Source organism: Piscibacillus salipiscarius JCM 13188, from assembly GCF_001311865.1.
In the GTDB taxonomy this organism is placed as follows: domain Bacteria; phylum Bacillota; class Bacilli; order Bacillales; family Alkalibacillaceae; genus Piscibacillus; species Piscibacillus salipiscarius.
The window spans coordinates 138,714-155,814 of the sequence record NZ_BBCD01000002.1; the positions used below are offsets into that span (position 1 = coordinate 138,714).

General features: G+C 39.8%; 22 protein-coding genes, 1 pseudogene and 1 riboswitch. Of the genes and pseudogenes, 7 read left to right on the forward strand and 16 right to left on the reverse strand.

The features are described 5' to 3' along the window. Positions 1–4: 4 nt before the first annotated feature. The 7 genes and pseudogenes from JCM13188_RS02275 to JCM13188_RS02305 all read right to left on the reverse strand — a co-directional run bounded on the left by JCM13188_RS02275 (position 5) and on the right by JCM13188_RS02305 (position 5,266). Positions 5–969: pseudogene (locus JCM13188_RS02275) on the reverse strand (sugar kinase). Between the two features lie 13 nt (positions 970–982). Beyond that, on the reverse strand, positions 983–1,678 hold the full coding sequence (gene rpiA, locus JCM13188_RS02280; protein WP_054751830.1) for a ribose-5-phosphate isomerase RpiA: 696 nt from the start codon (positions 1,676–1,678) through the stop codon (positions 983–985). A 1-nt stretch (position 1,679) separates the two neighbouring features. Continuing rightward, positions 1,680–2,006 (reverse strand): substrate-binding domain-containing protein, encoded by a 327-nt coding sequence (locus JCM13188_RS02285; RefSeq protein WP_279401279.1) that lies wholly within the window; start codon positions 2,004–2,006, stop codon positions 1,680–1,682. Further along, positions 2,003–2,356, reverse strand: a complete 354-nt coding sequence (locus tag JCM13188_RS02290; protein WP_369404778.1) for a type 1 periplasmic-binding domain-containing protein — start codon at positions 2,354–2,356, stop codon at positions 2,003–2,005. Before JCM13188_RS02290 ends, JCM13188_RS02285 begins: the two co-directional genes overlap by 4 nt. Positions 2,357–2,385: 29 nt before the next feature. Beyond that, positions 2,386–2,682, reverse strand: coding sequence for a LacI family DNA-binding transcriptional regulator (locus tag JCM13188_RS02295; protein ID WP_054751836.1), 297 nt, complete (start codon positions 2,680–2,682; stop codon positions 2,386–2,388). A 239-nt stretch (positions 2,683–2,921) separates the two neighbouring features. Beyond that, positions 2,922–4,532, reverse strand: a complete 1,611-nt coding sequence (locus JCM13188_RS02300) for a gamma-glutamyltransferase family protein (RefSeq protein ID WP_054751838.1) — start codon at positions 4,530–4,532, stop codon at positions 2,922–2,924. 281 nt (positions 4,533–4,813) lie between these two features. After that, positions 4,814–5,266 carry a DUF2188 domain-containing protein gene (locus tag JCM13188_RS02305; RefSeq protein ID WP_054751840.1) on the reverse strand — a complete coding sequence of 151 codons (453 nt, stop codon included), beginning with the start codon at positions 5,264–5,266 and terminating at the stop codon, positions 4,814–4,816. Positions 5,267–5,388: 122 nt separating this feature from the next. Here JCM13188_RS02305 and JCM13188_RS02310 point away from each other — a divergent pair, with 122 nt between their 5' ends. Continuing rightward, positions 5,389–6,201 (forward strand): YitT family protein, encoded by an 813-nt coding sequence (locus JCM13188_RS02310; RefSeq protein ID WP_054751842.1) that lies wholly within the window; start codon positions 5,389–5,391, stop codon positions 6,199–6,201. A 33-nt stretch (positions 6,202–6,234) separates the two neighbouring features. Here JCM13188_RS02310 and JCM13188_RS02315 read toward each other — a convergent pair whose 3' ends face one another. Both JCM13188_RS02315 and JCM13188_RS02320 read right to left on the reverse strand, forming a co-directional pair. Continuing rightward, positions 6,235–6,606, reverse strand: coding sequence for a hypothetical protein (locus JCM13188_RS02315; RefSeq protein ID WP_054751844.1), 372 nt, complete (start codon positions 6,604–6,606; stop codon positions 6,235–6,237). 58 nt (positions 6,607–6,664) lie between these two features. Further along, a complete protein-coding gene (locus JCM13188_RS02320) occupies positions 6,665–6,919 on the reverse strand; it encodes a DUF2188 domain-containing protein (RefSeq protein WP_054751845.1) in 255 nt (84 codons plus the stop codon). A 218-nt stretch (positions 6,920–7,137) separates the two neighbouring features. On the opposite strand from JCM13188_RS02320, the gene JCM13188_RS02325 reads away from it, so the two are divergent. Together JCM13188_RS02325 and JCM13188_RS02330 are read left to right on the forward strand one after the other, a co-directional pair. Continuing rightward, on the forward strand, positions 7,138–7,791 hold the full coding sequence (locus JCM13188_RS02325; RefSeq protein ID WP_054751847.1) for a peroxiredoxin: 654 nt from the start codon (positions 7,138–7,140) through the stop codon (positions 7,789–7,791). 15 nt (positions 7,792–7,806) lie between these two features. Next, positions 7,807–8,025: a winged helix-turn-helix domain-containing protein gene (locus tag JCM13188_RS02330; RefSeq protein ID WP_054751849.1), complete on the forward strand. Its 219-nt coding sequence runs from the start codon at positions 7,807–7,809 to the stop codon at positions 8,023–8,025. On the opposite strand, the gene JCM13188_RS02335 is transcribed toward JCM13188_RS02330, so the two are convergent. The 4 genes from JCM13188_RS02335 to sinI form a co-directional block, all read right to left on the reverse strand. After that, on the reverse strand, positions 8,017–9,216 hold the full coding sequence (locus JCM13188_RS02335) for an MFS transporter (RefSeq protein WP_054751851.1): 1,200 nt from the start codon (positions 9,214–9,216) through the stop codon (positions 8,017–8,019). The two genes, JCM13188_RS02330 and JCM13188_RS02335, sit on opposite strands and share 9 nt — an antisense overlap. Before the next feature lie 187 nt (positions 9,217–9,403). After that, positions 9,404–9,925 (reverse strand): hypothetical protein, encoded by a 522-nt coding sequence (locus tag JCM13188_RS02340; protein ID WP_054751853.1) that lies wholly within the window; start codon positions 9,923–9,925, stop codon positions 9,404–9,406. A 61-nt stretch (positions 9,926–9,986) separates the two neighbouring features. Then, positions 9,987–10,940, reverse strand: coding sequence for a nucleoside hydrolase (locus tag JCM13188_RS02345; RefSeq protein ID WP_054751855.1), 954 nt, complete (start codon positions 10,938–10,940; stop codon positions 9,987–9,989). Positions 10,941–11,021: 81 nt separating this feature from the next. Next, entirely contained in the window at positions 11,022–11,123 is a 102-nt protein-coding gene (sinI, locus tag JCM13188_RS17575; protein WP_279401260.1) for a DNA-binding anti-repressor SinI, read from the reverse strand. Between the two features lie 53 nt (positions 11,124–11,176). Then, positions 11,177–11,266, reverse strand: a riboswitch (cyclic di-GMP riboswitch). Positions 11,267–11,366: 100 nt separating this feature from the next. On the opposite strand from sinI, the gene JCM13188_RS02350 reads away from it, so the two are divergent. The 4 genes from JCM13188_RS02350 to JCM13188_RS02365 all read left to right on the forward strand — a co-directional run bounded on the left by JCM13188_RS02350 (position 11,367) and on the right by JCM13188_RS02365 (position 14,482). Then, positions 11,367–12,092, forward strand: a complete 726-nt coding sequence (locus JCM13188_RS02350) for a Crp/Fnr family transcriptional regulator (RefSeq protein WP_054751857.1) — start codon at positions 11,367–11,369, stop codon at positions 12,090–12,092. Between the two features lie 283 nt (positions 12,093–12,375). Further along, positions 12,376–12,834: a hypothetical protein gene (locus JCM13188_RS02355; protein ID WP_279401261.1), complete on the forward strand. Its 459-nt coding sequence runs from the start codon at positions 12,376–12,378 to the stop codon at positions 12,832–12,834. Between the two features lie 86 nt (positions 12,835–12,920). After that, the gene (locus JCM13188_RS02360; RefSeq protein WP_279401262.1) at positions 12,921–13,511 is read left to right on the forward strand and encodes a hypothetical protein; all 591 of its coding nucleotides are present in this window, start codon (positions 12,921–12,923) and stop codon (positions 13,509–13,511) included. 416 nt (positions 13,512–13,927) lie between these two features. Further along, a complete protein-coding gene (locus JCM13188_RS02365) occupies positions 13,928–14,482 on the forward strand; it encodes a hypothetical protein (RefSeq protein WP_054751862.1) in 555 nt (184 codons plus the stop codon). A 94-nt stretch (positions 14,483–14,576) separates the two neighbouring features. Here the strand turns inward: JCM13188_RS02365 and JCM13188_RS02370 are convergent, their stop codons facing one another. Genes JCM13188_RS02370 through JCM13188_RS02380 form a run of 3 tightly spaced genes read right to left on the reverse strand, consistent with a single transcriptional unit; the run spans position 14,577 to position 17,054 of the window. Then, positions 14,577–15,335 carry an IclR family transcriptional regulator gene (locus JCM13188_RS02370; RefSeq protein ID WP_054751864.1) on the reverse strand — a complete coding sequence of 253 codons (759 nt, stop codon included), beginning with the start codon at positions 15,333–15,335 and terminating at the stop codon, positions 14,577–14,579. A gap of 23 nt (positions 15,336–15,358) precedes the next feature. Beyond that, positions 15,359–16,618 (reverse strand): hypothetical protein, encoded by a 1,260-nt coding sequence (locus JCM13188_RS02375; RefSeq protein ID WP_279401263.1) that lies wholly within the window; start codon positions 16,616–16,618, stop codon positions 15,359–15,361. Next, on the reverse strand, positions 16,599–17,054 hold the full coding sequence (locus JCM13188_RS02380; RefSeq protein WP_054751868.1) for a PaaI family thioesterase: 456 nt from the start codon (positions 17,052–17,054) through the stop codon (positions 16,599–16,601). The genes JCM13188_RS02375 and JCM13188_RS02380 overlap by 20 nt, the downstream gene beginning before the upstream one ends. Positions 17,055–17,101 lie beyond the last annotated feature (47 nt).

A 17,101-nucleotide genomic window follows, 5' to 3' on the forward strand; every position in this document is an offset into this window, starting at 1 on the left:
TGTATTAACGTTTGACATCTCGGTTTTCATCATCTGGCTTCATGAAGCGTTCAACAGCGCTAAGTGTCGGCAGCCCTTCAATATCGCCTTTCATTCCGACAACCATTGCACCAATCGCATTCGCACGTCTCACTACAGTTTGAAGTGGTTCATCCTTTAACAAACCACTAATCACGCCTGCGGCAAACCCATCTCCTGCTCCAACTGGGTCTACCACCTGCTTAACAGGAAACCCTTCCACATAAGCTTGCTCATCTTTTGAATGAATATAAGCACCATTACTTCCTAGTTTCATGATGACCGTTTTGTCACCATGATGGCTCAGGCTTTCTGCAACTTCCTGAGCAGACTCTAGCCCTGTCATAAACTGACCTTCATCAAGTCCTGGTAAAATAACATCGGCTTGATCTGCGATTTCATTTAATACTTGTTTCGCCTTCTCTTTAGACCAAAGTTTCAAGCGTAAATTAGGATCAAACACGATTTTCAACCCATGTTCTTTTGCAATTTCAATTGCTTTCATCACTGTTTGATACCCTGTTTCACTAAGTGCTGGTGTAATCCCAGTCACATGTAACACCTTAGCCTGAGAGATGTATTCAAGATTCAGTTGTTCTGGTTTCATCAAACTCGCAGCTGAGTTTTGACGGTAGTAATAAACATTTAAATCCTCAGGAGAAAGCTGTTCTTTAAAGAGCAACCCAGTCGGCGCTTCGTTTGTGAATTGGCACGACGACACGTCCACGCCTTCACCGCGAATCGTTTTTAACACATATCTTCCGAAAGGATCATCGCCTAATTGACTAAACCACCCTACCTGATGACCCAGTCGTGCAAGGCCAATTGCGACGTTGGATTCTGCTCCGCCAATCTTTTTGGAAAATGACTAACATAATCTAATGGAGCCATTTGATCAGGCTGAAACAGCACCATCGTCTCGCCTAATGTAAATACATCAATCTGACTCATGTTAAATCCACCTTTATTTATATTCGTATACGCTATCTTTTAATACTTCAACGCCATCATCACGTCCAATTAAAACGTCATCGACGATGTCAAAAAACAATCCCGTTTCTACTACGCCTAATAACTGCTTTAACTGTTCGTGGAGTTTTTTCGGTTCATGAATGGCTTCGAACTGACAATCTAAAATATAGTTATCATTGTTCGTAATAAATACCTGACCATCTTCTTCTCTTAAAACTGTCGAGCAGCCTAATGCTTCGATGTTCTTTTTCGTCAGCTGCCATCCAAACTGGACAACTTCAATAGGTAACGGAAAGGCACCAAGACGGTCGACTTGTTTTCGGTCATCCGCGACGACAATAAAGCGATCAGCTGCCATGTCAACGATTTTTTCACGAAGCAGCGAACCTCCGCCGCCTTTTATTAAATTAAAAGCTGGGTCAATTTCATCTGCCCCATCTATGGCTATGTCTAACTGATCAACCTCTGAAAAGTCAGTGAGTGGAATACCAAATTCATTTGCCCACTTTTCGGTTTTAACCGATGACGGAACCCCGCGGATATGTAGGCCTTTCTTCACGCGATCTCCAAGTGCCTGAAGCATGTAATACATCGTAGTTCCAGAACCGAGACCCACTAACATCCCATCTTGAATGTATTCTGCCGCTTTTTCACCTACAGCTTGTTTTTTACGATCAACATGTTCCATATTAAACCCTCCATGCTTGAGTGGTTTCTCGTTCAACTAAATGAACGGGTACAACGATTCGCCCGTTCGAGTCCAAATGGTTCTCTTGCATTGACTGAATTAATCGTTCAGCAGCTTTCTCACCTAACTGATCTGTCGATTGGTGGATGGTAGTTAGTGCAGGATAACTGTACTGGCTAAATGTGACATTATCAAACCCAATAATTTGAACGTTATCCGGCACTTGAAGACCATGTTGCTGAAGAGCTTTTAACGCTCCTATTGCCAAAATATCTGAGCTCGCAAAAATCCCATCAAATGACTTACCGTTCTTTAATAAGTCAGCTATTTCTTTTGTGCGGCGTCGACATTAAATGGAATTCTGCTGATGTGTAACGGTCTTAGATGTTGCTCCTTCAATCCTGCCTTGAATCCTTGTTCACGTTGGTTAATTGGTAAAATATCACGCTCATCTCGCAGCATAATGATTCGTTCAGTTCCGCGTTCAAGCAAAGCCTTCGCAGCTAAATATCCACCATACTCGTGATCCGACTCAATGACTGGCATCGTCTCATCCATTTTTTCTAACTGATTGACGCATATAACTGGAATATTTAACTCTTTAACTCGATTAACCTGATTGCGATATCCTGAAACATAAATTAAACCATCCACACCACGCGACTCTAAATCACGCAACATGAGTTCTTCCTTATTAGCATCTTCACTCATGTTGTAAATATTAATAGAATACCCTTTTTCATAAGAACACGCTCAATCGCAACTGCAATTTTCGCAAAATATTCATTCGTTAAATCAGGTAGTACGACACCAACACTATTCGTCTTCTTCGTTCTTAACCCTTTGGCCATCGCATTCGCTTGGTAGTTATACTGTTTCAGCACATCAAGAACTCGTCTCTTTGTCTCCTCAGAGTAGCCTCCAGAGTTATTTAAAACCCGAGAAACTGTCGCCGTCGACACTCCAAGAATATCTGCGATCTCTTTAATCGTCACCTTCGCCATAACCGTCACCTAACTATTCACAAATTACGTAATCGATTACGTAATATAGTAAAAAATACGTTTCATATCTTGTTGCGTAATCGTTTACGTAACTTATCATACATTTTTTTTGATTAAAATTTCAACGTGGAATCTATTAGTCGTAATGTATATAGGCATTAGTGCCCTTTCTATGGGTGTTTGTCCTTTCGATGCAAAAAAACTCTCACGCCATCACTAGACGCAAGAGTTTTCCAACATTATAGTACCGCTATATGACCATCGGTTCGTGGCTCTGTTCCTCCGCACAAGACGCCCGTTTCCGGATTTCGCCAAATAATTTGACCTCGTCCAAACTCACTATGATATAAGCTTCGTTTAATCACGTGGCCTCGCCTTTGAAGTGCTTGAGCGAGATGTTCGGGAAATGTCGGGTCTACATGCACGACTTTTTCCTTCATCCACTGCCACCTTGGGGCATCGAGTGACGCCTGAGGGTTTAAACCAAAATCAACCGTATTCATTATAACCTGTACGTGACCTTGAGGCTGCATGAAGCCACCCATCACGCCAAATGGCCCAACGGCTTGTCCGTCTTTTGATAAAAACCCAGGGATAATCGTGTGATACGTCTGTTTACCAGGTTTCAGTGCGTTGACATGGTTTTCATCAAGCTGGAACGTATGTCCACGGTTTTGCATGGCAATACCTGTTCCGGGAATGACGATTCCAGAGCCGAAGCCCATGTAATTACTTTGAATGAACGATACCATATTTCCATCACCATCAGCCGTTGATAAATATACCGTTCCACCGCGCTGTGGCTCACCTGGTGTCGGGTCAAGCGCTTCTTCTCCGATTAGCTCACGGCGCTTTTCGGCATAGCCTTCCGATAGCAATTGTTCAGCTGTCACATCCATATGATCTTGCTGAGTAATGTACTCAAGTCCGTCCGTAAAGGTGAGTTTAATGGCCTCAATTTGTTTGTGGTACGTATCTAGCGAATCTTTCTCATTAAACTCATAACCTTTTAAAATATTGAGCGCCATTAACGTAATAATTCCCTGACCATTCGGCGGAATCTCCCAAACGTCATAACCACGGTAATTCACTTTTATCGGATCAACCCACTGCACTTGATAGTTTTCTAAATCCTCTTTAGATAAATAACCATTATGCTTTTTGAAAAATTGATCGATGACATCAGCAAGCTTGCCTGAGTAAAAGGATTTAGCCTTTGTAACAGAAATCTCTCTTAACGCATGTGCATGACCTGGCGATTTCCAAATTTCACCGGCTTTAGGCGCCCGTCCTTCAGGTGCAAATGTTTTAAACCAATCTTCAAAAATATCTTCTTTAAAAATATCTTTGAACTTTTTATATGCCGACTCCCAGTGAAAAGCTAACGTTGGGCTAAGAGGAAAGCCTTCCTCCGCATAGCGAATCGCAGGTTCAAATAAATCCTCAAACGGCAGCACTCCAAACCGTTCAGATAACTCAGCCCAAGCAGCCGGGGTCCCCGGAACGGTCACTGGTACTTTTCCAAACGTCGGCATTTCGTCATACCCTTCTGCCTTCAGCTTTTCAATTGAAATGTTTTGAGGCGCGTATCCACTTGCATTAAGCCCGTGGATTTTCCCATCAACCCACACAATCGCAAAGGCATCAGATCCAATTCCGTTCGATGTCGGTTCAACTACCGTAAGCGCAGCAGCCGTTGCAATCGCTGCATCCACTGCGTTTCCACCTCTACGAATCATTTCAAGCCCCGCTTCAGCAGCGAGCGGCTGAGATGTTGCCACCATTCCATTTTTGCTATAAACCGCATGACGTCTCGACGCATACGGATAATACATGCTATCGAATTCCATGTTGTCTCCTCCCCATATGTACGATGTCTAACTTTTAAGAAAACTTTTTTAAAATTATAACATACGAGGCCGAATTTTCTAGTGCAATCGGGGATTTGTCTAGTAAGTTGCTAAAATTGTCTAGTAAAACTACGAAATTGTCTAGTAAATTTGCGATATTGTCTAGTAAATTTCGGATTTTGTCTAGTATTTTCACGAAATTGTCTAGTAAATCAAGAAAATTGTCTAGTAAAGCTCTGAACTTTTAAGCAAGAAATAAAAATCCACCACGTGGCGGATTTTTACTCATCCTCATATGAATGGGTTTCTTGCACATTTCCGTCTGAGTCCTGAATTTCTAAATACGTTCCTTTATTCTTCGCAATCTCACGTCCACGTTTCACTGCTTCATCCTTCTGGTCAAACACATCCGACGCTTGATCAGCTGTTTTGGTTTGAACAGCCCAGCCATCATCGTGCTTAATAACCATCACACCCCGTTCCATGAGTTCAGGGCGACTGCTATGGTCATCATGGTCTTTAAGCTCCTTGGCTGATTTATCACGCATCTCTTGTCTTTCCTGGTCATTCGCGTTGTCATACCACTCTTTAGCCTGCTCAGTCCCAATCGGAATGGCCTGGTCTTCATCATAGCCATCTTCAAGCATGGCATTGATAATTTCGATGGCTTTTAAACGCGTCGCTTCATTTAAGTTTTTCAATGAACTAGGGTAATCTTTTCGATCATAAGGCATATGAACACCTCCAAACTGTTATACTTTAGCTATTCCACTTTGAACTAACTTCAAACATTGCTAAAATAAAAATGACTACTCTTAGACAGGGGGCATTCCATGTACCGCAACATTAAGGACTTATTATTTATTTATTTGGTTCATTTTCCTTTGCATTTGGGATTAACTATTTTGCTATTCCCAATATGCTATCAGAAGGCGGCGTCATCGGGATTACCATTATTACGTATTACCTTTTTGAATGGTCCCCTGCATTAATGAACTTCTTACTTAATGCAACTTTACTCGCACTTGGGTACCGATTTTTCACTAAAAGAGCAACCATTTATACCATCTTAGCTTTCGGAATATCATCTTTATTCCTTTATATAACAGAAGGTTGGGGTCATGAGATCGTAGGTGACACATTACTTGCCGCATTATTTGCAGGGATATTCGTCGGGCTCGGAATCGGCTTGATGTTCCGCTCAGGTGGCACGGCTGGTGGTACAACGATTCTTGCCAAAATGTTAAACAAGTTAGTTGGCTGGGATGTAGGACCGACTATTTTATTTATTGATGTCCTCATTATTTTGGCTTCAGCCTTTGTCATCGGCCAGGAAAAAGCAATGTATACGTTGATAGCGGTATATGTAGGGTCGAAAGTCATTGATATTGTCGTTGAAGGGGCTAGCCAGCGAACAGCCGTTATGATTATTTCTGGGGAAGGCGAGCGCGTACTCGATGACATTACAAGGCGAATGGCTCGTGGCGTGACCGTTCTAGAAGGTCGCGGAGGTTATTCCAACCTTAATAAAGAGGTCCTTTACATCGTGATCAATAAACGCGAAATCGTTCAGCTAAGAAAAATTATAGAAAAGATAGACCCTGATGCCTACGTAACAACACACAGGGTTCAGGAAATCTTCAAGACAGGCTATAAAGGTGGTAAATAATAAGCGTACCCGCACACAATCGCGGGTACGCTTTTATTCAATCTCATATGACGCTTCATACTCTTCAATAAATTTAGCAACTTCATCTTCTTTCGCTGAATAAAATAGTGGATTATGAAAGCCTTCATCATGCGAATCATAGACAAAATAAATTGGATACTCATAAGAAATAGGGACGGGAACTCGGTCTCGCTTAGCATCATCTAACCCTGTTGGCCCCATTTGATCGACTGACTTATAGTCCATAACCCATTCTCCGTCGCCACTTTCAATCCACGCATTAATTTCTTCATCTGAATCGCCGATATGCTCTTTATAAACCATGAGTACAAATAAGCGGCCTGTACAATCGGGCTTCTTCTCCTCTTGCTTTTCATTACCAAACAATTTACTAAATAACCCCATGCGTCCTCACCCTTTTTCTATATACTATCATATATAGAAAATTTTAGTACGCAAAATTTTACTCTTTTACATCATCATAATTAAAATTCTCATTAATATCCCCGTCTTCACCTCGAACTTGGACATACGATTCATATTCATCTGAGATCTCATCTGCTCGCTTGAGTGCTTCTTTTTCAGTCGCAAAAGTTTCATGATCATTCTCTTGATTAATTAGATGGACAATCCAGTCGTCCCCTTTACGTTTGACGATCACACCATGCTCCTTCATCTCTGGCCTTGCCCCACTATGTTGACTATTCTCTTCAGACATATTTAACCTCCTTGAGTTTATCCTCTTCATAATATGGGTATATAAATAAATATAAATCATTTAAATGACGTTATGAGATACTTCGCACAAATTAGTACACTGAGAATATTTCAAAAATTATTGCAAATCATTTTGGAATGTTGGTTCATTTTGTTATGATTAGAATATAATAAATCATACTAAACTTATAGGAATTATAATTTAAGGAGGAATCACTTATGTCAGAAGAACAACAAAATCCAATAAGCTTACCTAGAATTGGGGACAAAGCTCCAAACTTTGAAGTGAATACAACACAAGGACCTGTTAAATTAGAGGACTACAAAGGATCATGGCTGGTGTTGTTTTCTCACCCAGCAGATTTTACACCAGTTTGCACAACAGAGTTCGTAGCCTTTCAGGAGATTTATCCTGAATTAAGAGAATTAAACACTGAGTTATTAGGATTAAGTGTCGACAGTGTTCAGTCTCATATTGCGTGGGTACGTAACATTGAGGAGAACTTTAATACCAAAATTGAATTCCCTGTTATTGCAGACTTAAGCAAAGAAGTAGCAACTAAATATGGTATGATTCATCCCAACGATAGCGGCACTGAAGCAAGCCGTGCTGTGTTCGTTATTGATGATCAGCAAGTGATCAAGTCTATTATTTACTACCCACTAACGACTGGTCGTAACATGGCTGAAATCGTTCGTTTAGTCAAAGCACTACAAACTACGGTTAAACACCAGGTGTCAACGCCTGCTAACTGGACTGAAGGCGATGACGTTTTAGTACCACCACCAGCTTCACAGCAGCAAGCTGAAGAACGCGCAAATGATGATAGCGTTGAAGTGATTGACTGGTACTTAGCAAAGAAAAAGTTATAAGCCAGGTGAGCCCAAATGCCTTGTGGTAAAAATGAAACGACACTCGCACCTTCGCAAATCGAACTGTTTTTGACCGCAATTGAGAACTCAGGCAATGTTGATCAAATCAGAGAAAAAGTTAACCTGCCCGTTTTTAAGGTCAGAAGTGCATTGCGCGAGCTTGAAGGTGCAGGTTATATTGAAGAAGTAAACGAAGAATATGTTTTAACTGATAAAGGAATGGCCTCACTCTAACTCAGAGCGGGGCCTTTTTGCATTTCGATAAAAGAACAATCCAGATAATAGAGGCAAAATAACGGCGACGAACACAACGCCATTCCAGCCAAACTGTGTCCAAATCACGCCAACACCAGTCCCGCCTACGGTTACACCAATATAATAACTAAACAAATAGATACTCGTCGCTCCGCTCTTGTGATGTTTCGCGGTTGCACCAACCCAAGACGAAGTAAGCGAATGAGCTGTGAAGAAGCCGAGGCACATGACCGCAAGCCCGAGGATAATCACGACCACATTTGAGATGACGGTCATCAACACTCCTGTCGCCATGATTATTAAACCGCTAAATAAAATGCGAACCGTTCCATATAAGTCCGCTAGTTTTCCTGCAATAGGCGAGCCAATGACACCCATTGAGTACGTTAAAAACAAGAGCGAGATCACTTGAATGGATAAGAAAAAAGGATCACCTTCCAAGTAGAAAGGCAAGTACACCCAAATCCCCGAAAAGCTCACTTGAATCATCATTCCGAAAATAAAAGCATAAATCAGCAGTGGATTTTTCAAATGAATAAACATCCCTTTTAAATCCTGCGAATAGGGCTGCTTTGAACTAGTGAAAGATTTTGATTTAGGTAATACGACTAAACACAATAGGGATATGACAAGTCCAAACACACCTAACACATAAAAGCTTGACTCCCAGGTATAAGCCTCTGCCCAGAAACCGCCAAAGACTCTGCCTGCCATACCGCCAAGAGCGTTACTTGCGATATAAATCGTGACCGCTAAAGCGCGGCTGCCTGCTGCAACTTCTTCCGTTATGTAGGCAACGGCAACAGCTGGAAGGCCTGCGCAAAAGATCCCGACTAGTAACCTTAAAAACACGAGTGCATAAAACGAATCAACCAATGGCATTAAAAAGAGTGGCACGACCGATAACAACATCGTCCACTTTAAAATGCCAATTCGTCCAATTCGGTCCGAAACAAATCCAAACGCAAGCAAACTAATCATAAGTGAAAACGATGCAACGGAAAATAATAGACTCGACTCAGTTGCTGATACTCCAAATTCTTTTGCTAGAATAGGTAAAATAGGCTGGATAATATAAAGGTTTGAAAAGATAAAAACAGATGCCAGCATTAACCCTAGTGACAACTGCCAAAACCGCCCGTCCCTAAACGAATAGGCCGACTCTCCCATGTTAATCCTTCTTTCGGTGCCATTAGTTGTCCATCATTTTATCAAACTATTGATGAAATCTCATCTAATGTAAGTTGTCCGTCAAAGCGTATCAGTCACTTTGGGAAGTTTATCGGTCACTTTTAGAATTTTATCAATCAGTTTTGGAAAATTATCGGTCGCTTTTTCTCTACAAAAAAAGACCCCTCTAGAGGTCTCCATGCCAGATGATTTCGCCTTTTTGCTGATTGGGATCCACATTGACGTTAAAATTATGCTTTTCATAAAAATACGTCAGACGATTTAAATGATCCCAATCACGCTCAACTAAATCACCTGTAATATATTGATAGTTAAACTCTTTGACTAAATCTTTTAAATAATTCATTAAAATAGACCCATACCCTTGATCCTCAGGCCCTTTTATATCGGCAATATGAACGGTTTGTTCATCTTTAAATTCAAGCTGCATACAGGAATCCCAGTGGCCTTTAAATGGTCCTGCGCAATCATTGACCATCAGCTGCCCCTTCTCATCATCAGCATCCTTAAACACAATCACCCAATTATCCTGCTTTGTTTGGTCAATGCCAACAATGTCATATTTCTTTGAGATTTCCTTTATATTTTCACGCATTCGAAGAACTTGGAACTCCATGTTCTCAAGTTCAGCTTGTCGCTCCTCTTGAGTCTGTTCAGCTTCAAGCTCTAATAACCTTGGAAAACTCATCGAATGCCCCTTTCTTTAAAACTCAAACACACAATTGGGCATTATACAAGAATTCTCACATCTATGCAAGTTCATAGCTTCGGATCGAATCGATAAACAAATCGACTAACCTTTCCCGGTCCACATCATGAAGTACGTAGGCATTTGGCTGCCTTCCTAATGTGTCTAAGTAATCAACAAAGGTCGTACCTGCGGTTAAAGGTGAGTTACGTTCAACCGTAACATAATAAAAATTACCACTAAATAGACTCGGGTCAATAATATAGGCTGCAGCGCACACATCATGGAGCCTGACTACATCTTCAAAGTAAGTCACATTAAAAGGCGAACCCATAGATGCTTCCTGGTAAAACTTCAGCATTCGGTAGACCTTATCGGATAAATCACTATTAATTGCACGAATGTTCTCAAGCTCGGGTTCCGTTAAAAATGCTTGCCTCGTCGCATCAAGGCCACTCATGATGACAGGAACGCCGGACCTAAAAACTAACTCCGCAGCATCAGGGTCTGCATAAATATTAAATTCTGCTGTCGGAATAACATTACCTCCCATCACCGCACCGCCCATCATCGAAATCCTTTTAATATTCGACTTTAACTCAGGATGGGTACTTAACAACAAGCCGACGTTCGTTAACGGCCCGCTCGTCACAATGGTAATTGGCACATCCGATTTAGAGATGACATCATACATCGCTGATATCGCTGTTCTTATACTTCCAGGAAAATTAGATTTAGGAAAAACCACATTTCCCGTACCTGTTTCGCCATGAAAATCTGGTGCTGTCTCAAGTGACTTAAAAATTGGCTTATTTAAACCTCGAGCAACCTCAATCTCCTTACCTAAGTAACTCACCATTTTTAGTGCATTTTCATATGTTTGGTTCTGCTCTAAATTTCCAGGGGCAGTTGTAATTAATTGAACATCCAATTTTTCATGAATGAGCGCTACCAACAACATCATAAAATCATCTATGCCAGGATCTGTATCAATAATAACAGGAGTTTGTGCCACAAAAAACCTCCAATAAAAATGAACTTTACTTCATCTTATTGAAGGTGACCTGAAATGTTGTTAAGATTATACAGGAAAATATTACAACTGACGTTTTTGCTCAATGAATTGTTTAACGTCCTCCAAGCATAACCCAAGCTCCCTAGCTTCCTTAAGTAATTCCACCCACTCTCGGTCTAACAACTGATCACTTTTTTTCCCGAACTGACACCGTTTGTACTCCTCCCCACATGATCAGAGGCAGCTGTGCTATCATAGGCCACCCCCAGACCCTTAGACCACCAGCTTTGCGTCCCACTCTTTCAAGTGGTTTGCCTTTTCTAGAACAACTGGTATTTTTTTCTTCTAATTGATATACTATTCTAAAATAACGAAAACTTCTGTTAAGTACTTAACATTAAGTCATATTTTTAGGGGGAGAATTTGATGAAATATGATGAACTATGGTACTTATCTAAAATCGGATTTCTTGAACATGTCGCACCTCCTGCGAGCAATGAGCTCATAGGATGCATCAAACATGCAAGATATAATCGTAATGAGGTCATACGAACGCCTGACAACACCAAGCATGAGTTGGGTTTTATCAAAGAAGGCTCCGTGAGATTGTATACCATTAACGACGAAGGAAAACAGTTCACGTGCAGCCTATTAGGTCCAGGAAGTACCTTTGGTAAAATGAGATCCTTTTCACTACATATGGATAATGTTTATGTAGAAGCGATCGAGCCAACGCACTTTTGTACAGTTGATGAGGAAAGTTTTATGGCACTCGCAAACAAATACCCTATTTTATTGCACAAAGCTTTAGAAACATTAAGTGATCGGCTAAAAGAACGGGAAGAACGCCTTAAAGTCATGGCACTAGATCACTGCAAGGATAAAGTCATTCACCTGCTTCAAATGATTTACGACCGTTACAATAGACCATCACATGACCAAGAGTTCTACACCATCACCTTACCCATCACCCAGCAGGAACTTGCCAACATGATTGGTTCAAGCCGTGAGTCTGTCTCTACTGTTTTAAACGAACTTGCCGAAGAAGGACTCGTGAAATTTCCTAAGCGCAAACAAATAGATGTGCATTTTTCGCTAGTACAAGACGACCCCAACCCTAAATACATTCAAGATCTCTATCAAAACTATTAACAAAAATATGACAGTGTACTTTCAAACCCCTATAATGAAAGTAAACAGTAAAAGGACGTATCAACATGAAGTGGATCATCATTAGACCCCTTTTGCATTACTAATGGGGTTTACCTATTTATTATCACAATTTATCGATTCAGACCTGCTTCCAATTCTGGTTAGTCTATTTGCGACGATTACGGTGATGTCTTACATACCTTATTTAAGTAAAACTCCGATGATACTTATAAGCACGTTGCTGATTTTAAGTGTTATCTTTTTACTAAACGGAAGCGGGCTCATGAAATTATTTCACGGGATGAGAGAAAATGTAGGGTTACTGGCAATTTTTCTTTTCGTTCCATTAATCTCCCTTCCAATTAAAAATGGTCAGTACTTAGACTACATGAACGCCATTTTTAATCATTATGTTAAAACATCCAAACAACTCTATACGTATTTAAAAATATCGATATTAGGTATTGGGTCGGTTATGAATTTGGGTACGATTCCAATTATGTACCATTTGACCGAAACATCTTCGTTTATTGATTATCGCGATACCCGAATCAGAGCGCTGACAAGAGGGTTCTCACTAAGCTTTTTATGGTCGCCTTATTTCATTTCAATCGCTCTCATTTTAACTTACTTTAATGTGACTTGGGTTGAATTATTCCCGTTCGGGTTCGCTTTTGCCCTAGCTGGATTCATCTTAGGCCTTTTTACAATGGGATCGATTAGCGAACCAATAAAATCGTAGAGTCAGACGAGAACATTTCTATTGAAACAGCTAAGCGTAAGTTATTTGAACTTTTATTAATCATCATCGGTATGACCGTCATCACGATGACCATCGAACACTTTGTGGATTTATCAGTATTAACCATCATCCCAATTATGGCGATCATCGTGTCTACTATATGGTCACTCTTTTATCAGTCACCGAAAGAATTCGGAAAAGAATTAGTGGACTATACTCAGGGCCGGCTTCCTAAAATGGGAAATGAACTATCCCTGTTTATCGCTGCGGGCGTATTCGGCGTCGCCATATTAGATGCAGGCGCCAGCGAATGGATTATCTACTTAATTGAGGCAAGTGGTATTAACCATCTATTAATATTAATTCCAGTCCTAGCCCTTGTCGTGAACTTACTATCATTTATTGGCGTGCACCCGATCATAACGAACACAGCCCTGGCCATCACTTTGAGTTCAAGTCCGATGTTCGAGGGTGATCATTTGCTGTTAAGTATCGGATTACTGACAGGCTGGATGCTCACGATCCTCATCTCGCCACTGTCCGCAACAAACCTAATGGTCGGAAACTTGACTGGCACCAACTCCGTCCATGTTGGCCTGAAAATGAACTGGCAATTCACGATCATTTTATATGGTGTTTTTTATATACTAATGGTTGGAATATATTATCTGACGTAGAAGTTAACCCGCTCACGATGGGACGTGAGCGGGTTTTGTTCGCTTTTCTAGGGGAACTGTTCGCGTCACGACGACTTTTGTTCGCATCTCCGACTCAACTGTCCGTATCTTGCGACTTTCTGTTCGCATTTCCTCGCCAACTGTCCGTATCTTAAATCAAACTGTCCGCATTGGCGTGAATTTTGTTCGCGTAAGCATGAGTCTTGTTTCCATTTGCCGTTGAATTAAACGTATGACGCGATGGCTCGTGCGCGTCTAATACAAATTATCTGATTTTTCTAAATATACTGTTTACTTAATTGGTTAAACGTGTTAAAATACGTTTAAAACTGAAAATTCGACAATATTTGGAAAGGAGGTGAACCTCCCCTCGCTTGTTTGGCGTCTAAATTTTTAGAAAGAGGTGGGTATTAAACATGGACATGCTAAAAAGCTTTAAGCCACAACGTAAACTCGTTCCAAATGTGGATTACGTAAATGTAAGCCACATGGTGGATACTGGCTCTGAGTTTGTCCCGTACTATGAGTATGCGAATATAACCCACACTCAATTGATCCGTTTGGACTATGAGGTATTGTTAGCTCACCTGATGCAAACGGGCAAACCTTTTAAAGCACTGTATCCAATCATCAATGAATTTAGCATCAATAACCATCTTTTTCGCATTCATTCGCATCCAGTTAATACGTCAACTGCCTTTAGTGCCGGTCTTGGCATTATTAAAAATAAAAACAGGCAACTGAAATGCGAATATTACCTTTATGATTATTTTTGCGAGGCATGGATGAGTCCATCTGAACAAAGGTACTACGCAACATTAAAAAGAGAGCTTTATATGCTACTAACATTTGGAGTTGAAAGTAACTTAGTGTCCGAACTCTACCAATCTGACAACTTCGATCGCATTGCTCCGCTTCTATCCCTCGACCATGATTTAGGTCATAAAATAGAGCAAGCTTTATCCAAATAATTCACTTCACAATATTACCCTTAAACATCTCCAACGGGGTAACGACCTGTTGGATTTTGTGCACAATAAAAAGACGATCCTATTAAGATCGCCTTTACCCCTCATACCCGAGTTCTCTTGATATTTTTAAACTGTTTTCAATGACGCTTGATAAAATCGTATCCTCATCCTGCTCAGTCAATTCTCTCATAGGTGTACTAACACCTAAAGCGGCTACTACTTTTCCGTTGTAATCAAAAATAGGCGCTGAAAAACCGATCGTATCTTTAAAATGTTCAGATCGACTAATAGAATAGCCTCTTTCGTAAATCACCTTTAAGCCTGCTTTAATTTCTTCTTCATCCGTAAGCGTGTTAAGTGCTAATTTTTTAAGTTCAACACCTTTTAAATAATCATCGATCTCTTCTTCACTTTTGTATGCCAATAAAACTTTAGGTGCTGACCCTGCATATAAAGGCGCGCGCTGCCCCACTCTTACGACTAAACGAACAGGCTTTTTACTACCAATAGTTTCAACATAAACTGCCTGATTCCCTTCAGACACTGTTAAATGGACCAATTCGTCTAAATCGTCATTTAGTTCCCTCATATGAGGTAATGCGATTTTATTAATTTCTAGCCCTTCTTTAACGACATTTCCATACTGTAGTAGCTTTAACCCAAGACGGTAGGTCACTTCCACATTTCCATTTCGATCTTTAATAATTAATCCCGCTTCTTCAAGTGAACTGACTAATCTAAAGACCGTTGTTTTTGGAAGACCTGATTTTTCGGTTAATTCCATTAGCGTAAGGGTTGGCTGATCCTTAAAACAATCTAATAGATTAATAGCTTTAACTAAGCTTTTACTCATGAATACCCCTCAAATCTCTAATCCTAATAAATAACATTTATAACATAAACATAAATCATTGCTACAGACGTGATGGTGATAAAATATAAACCGTTCCACTGATAGGCCACTCTAATACCATTTGTTCGAACACATGAACTAATAATGATATTTAAAGCGTTCAAAGGACTAATCGAGGCCGACAACATCCAAGTAAAAATACACATAAACGCGGCACTCATCATACTCATTTGAAGATCTAAGCTTAAGAGAACAGTTAACACAATTGGCACACTAACGATTTGGTGTATGCCAACCATTGCTAAGACTGTTACAAATAAAATAATAAATAAAAACAAGATAACCAATGACTTTTCTGATGACCACAAAATCGCATTTCTTAACAGATCATCAATTGGTGTATGGAGGAGTGCACTGCCAAATAAACCAGCGCTTAGAAACAATGCGACTTCCATACTTGAAAAAGATTTAACCTGTCTCGAATACGCTTTAATTTCTGAAAGAAACTCTTGACTATTAAACCTTATTAACTGATATATAAGCGGAACTGATAGACATAAAATACTTACTAATAGTAACATCGACCATCCTGTCAATAATTCAAGTCCAACAAGTAATAATAAAATAATGAAGACATATAAAACAAACAGCCAAAATGCTCCGTTTATTTTTATTTTACTAGAATTAACATTGGCTGAAAAACCTTTAAACAACATCCATGCCAACAGTACTTGGATTGTTGCAAAACTTAAACCAATCGGTAAATATGATTGAAATGACAAATCAGCTGTAACTAAGACAATCCCAACTGATGCATAAAAAGGAGACCATAAGATTGCAGGTGTAAACCCGTTATAATAAGCCTTTGACAGTAATCGGTTAGGAATTTTCAAATCATATATAAAACTATGAACAATACGTAAGGAGCCCATATTTAGTATAGGAGACAGTATGAATACTAACAAAAACACACTTTTGTACGTTCGTTTATAATCGTCAATCACATATTTTAAGTTATTGACGAGCCGCTCTATGATTCGCTCTTGTTTTAACGGAATCGAAATAAGTGGTGCCAATAATATAATAGATAATAATGCTAGATTCTGTGTTATTCCGTCCAACAATTCAAAAGTTCTATTTCCATAGAAAAAATGAATCATCACACCAGATGTAAATAAGAAGCTTGTAAGCATTTTCGCTCTAACAGGTAATTTAATTAAAGCTAGAATGAATACAATTAAACATATTACGATATAAACTGCTTCAACTAGTGGGTGATTCACAAAGTTTGAAAGATATAATATAAGCACATGAACATGACAGCATAAAAATATAACACACAGATCCCGGCTTCCGACTGACATAATTAGTCTTTTTAATCAATTTAAACGTTCCATTGGCATGTACTAACAACTCACCTTGTTCATCAAAAATTTGCCCTTCGACAATGGCTGTTGTTCGTGTACGTGAAATGATTTTTCCTTCTGAAAATAATGTTCCTTCTAAGACAGATTTAATAAAATTCGTATTTAATTGGAGTGTTACGACTTCATCAAAACCTAGAGACTTACAAGTAAATCCCATCGTCGTGTCCACCATCGAAACTAATACACCACCGTGTACCGTTTCTCTAACATTTGTAAATTCATTTTTAATAGGCAGCTTTAATTTAACATTACCTGGATTAGCTTCATGCAATTCAAGTCCAACAAATTCCAAAAAGGGCTTTTCTCAAAACCCTCACGAATAAACGGATTGACTTCCAT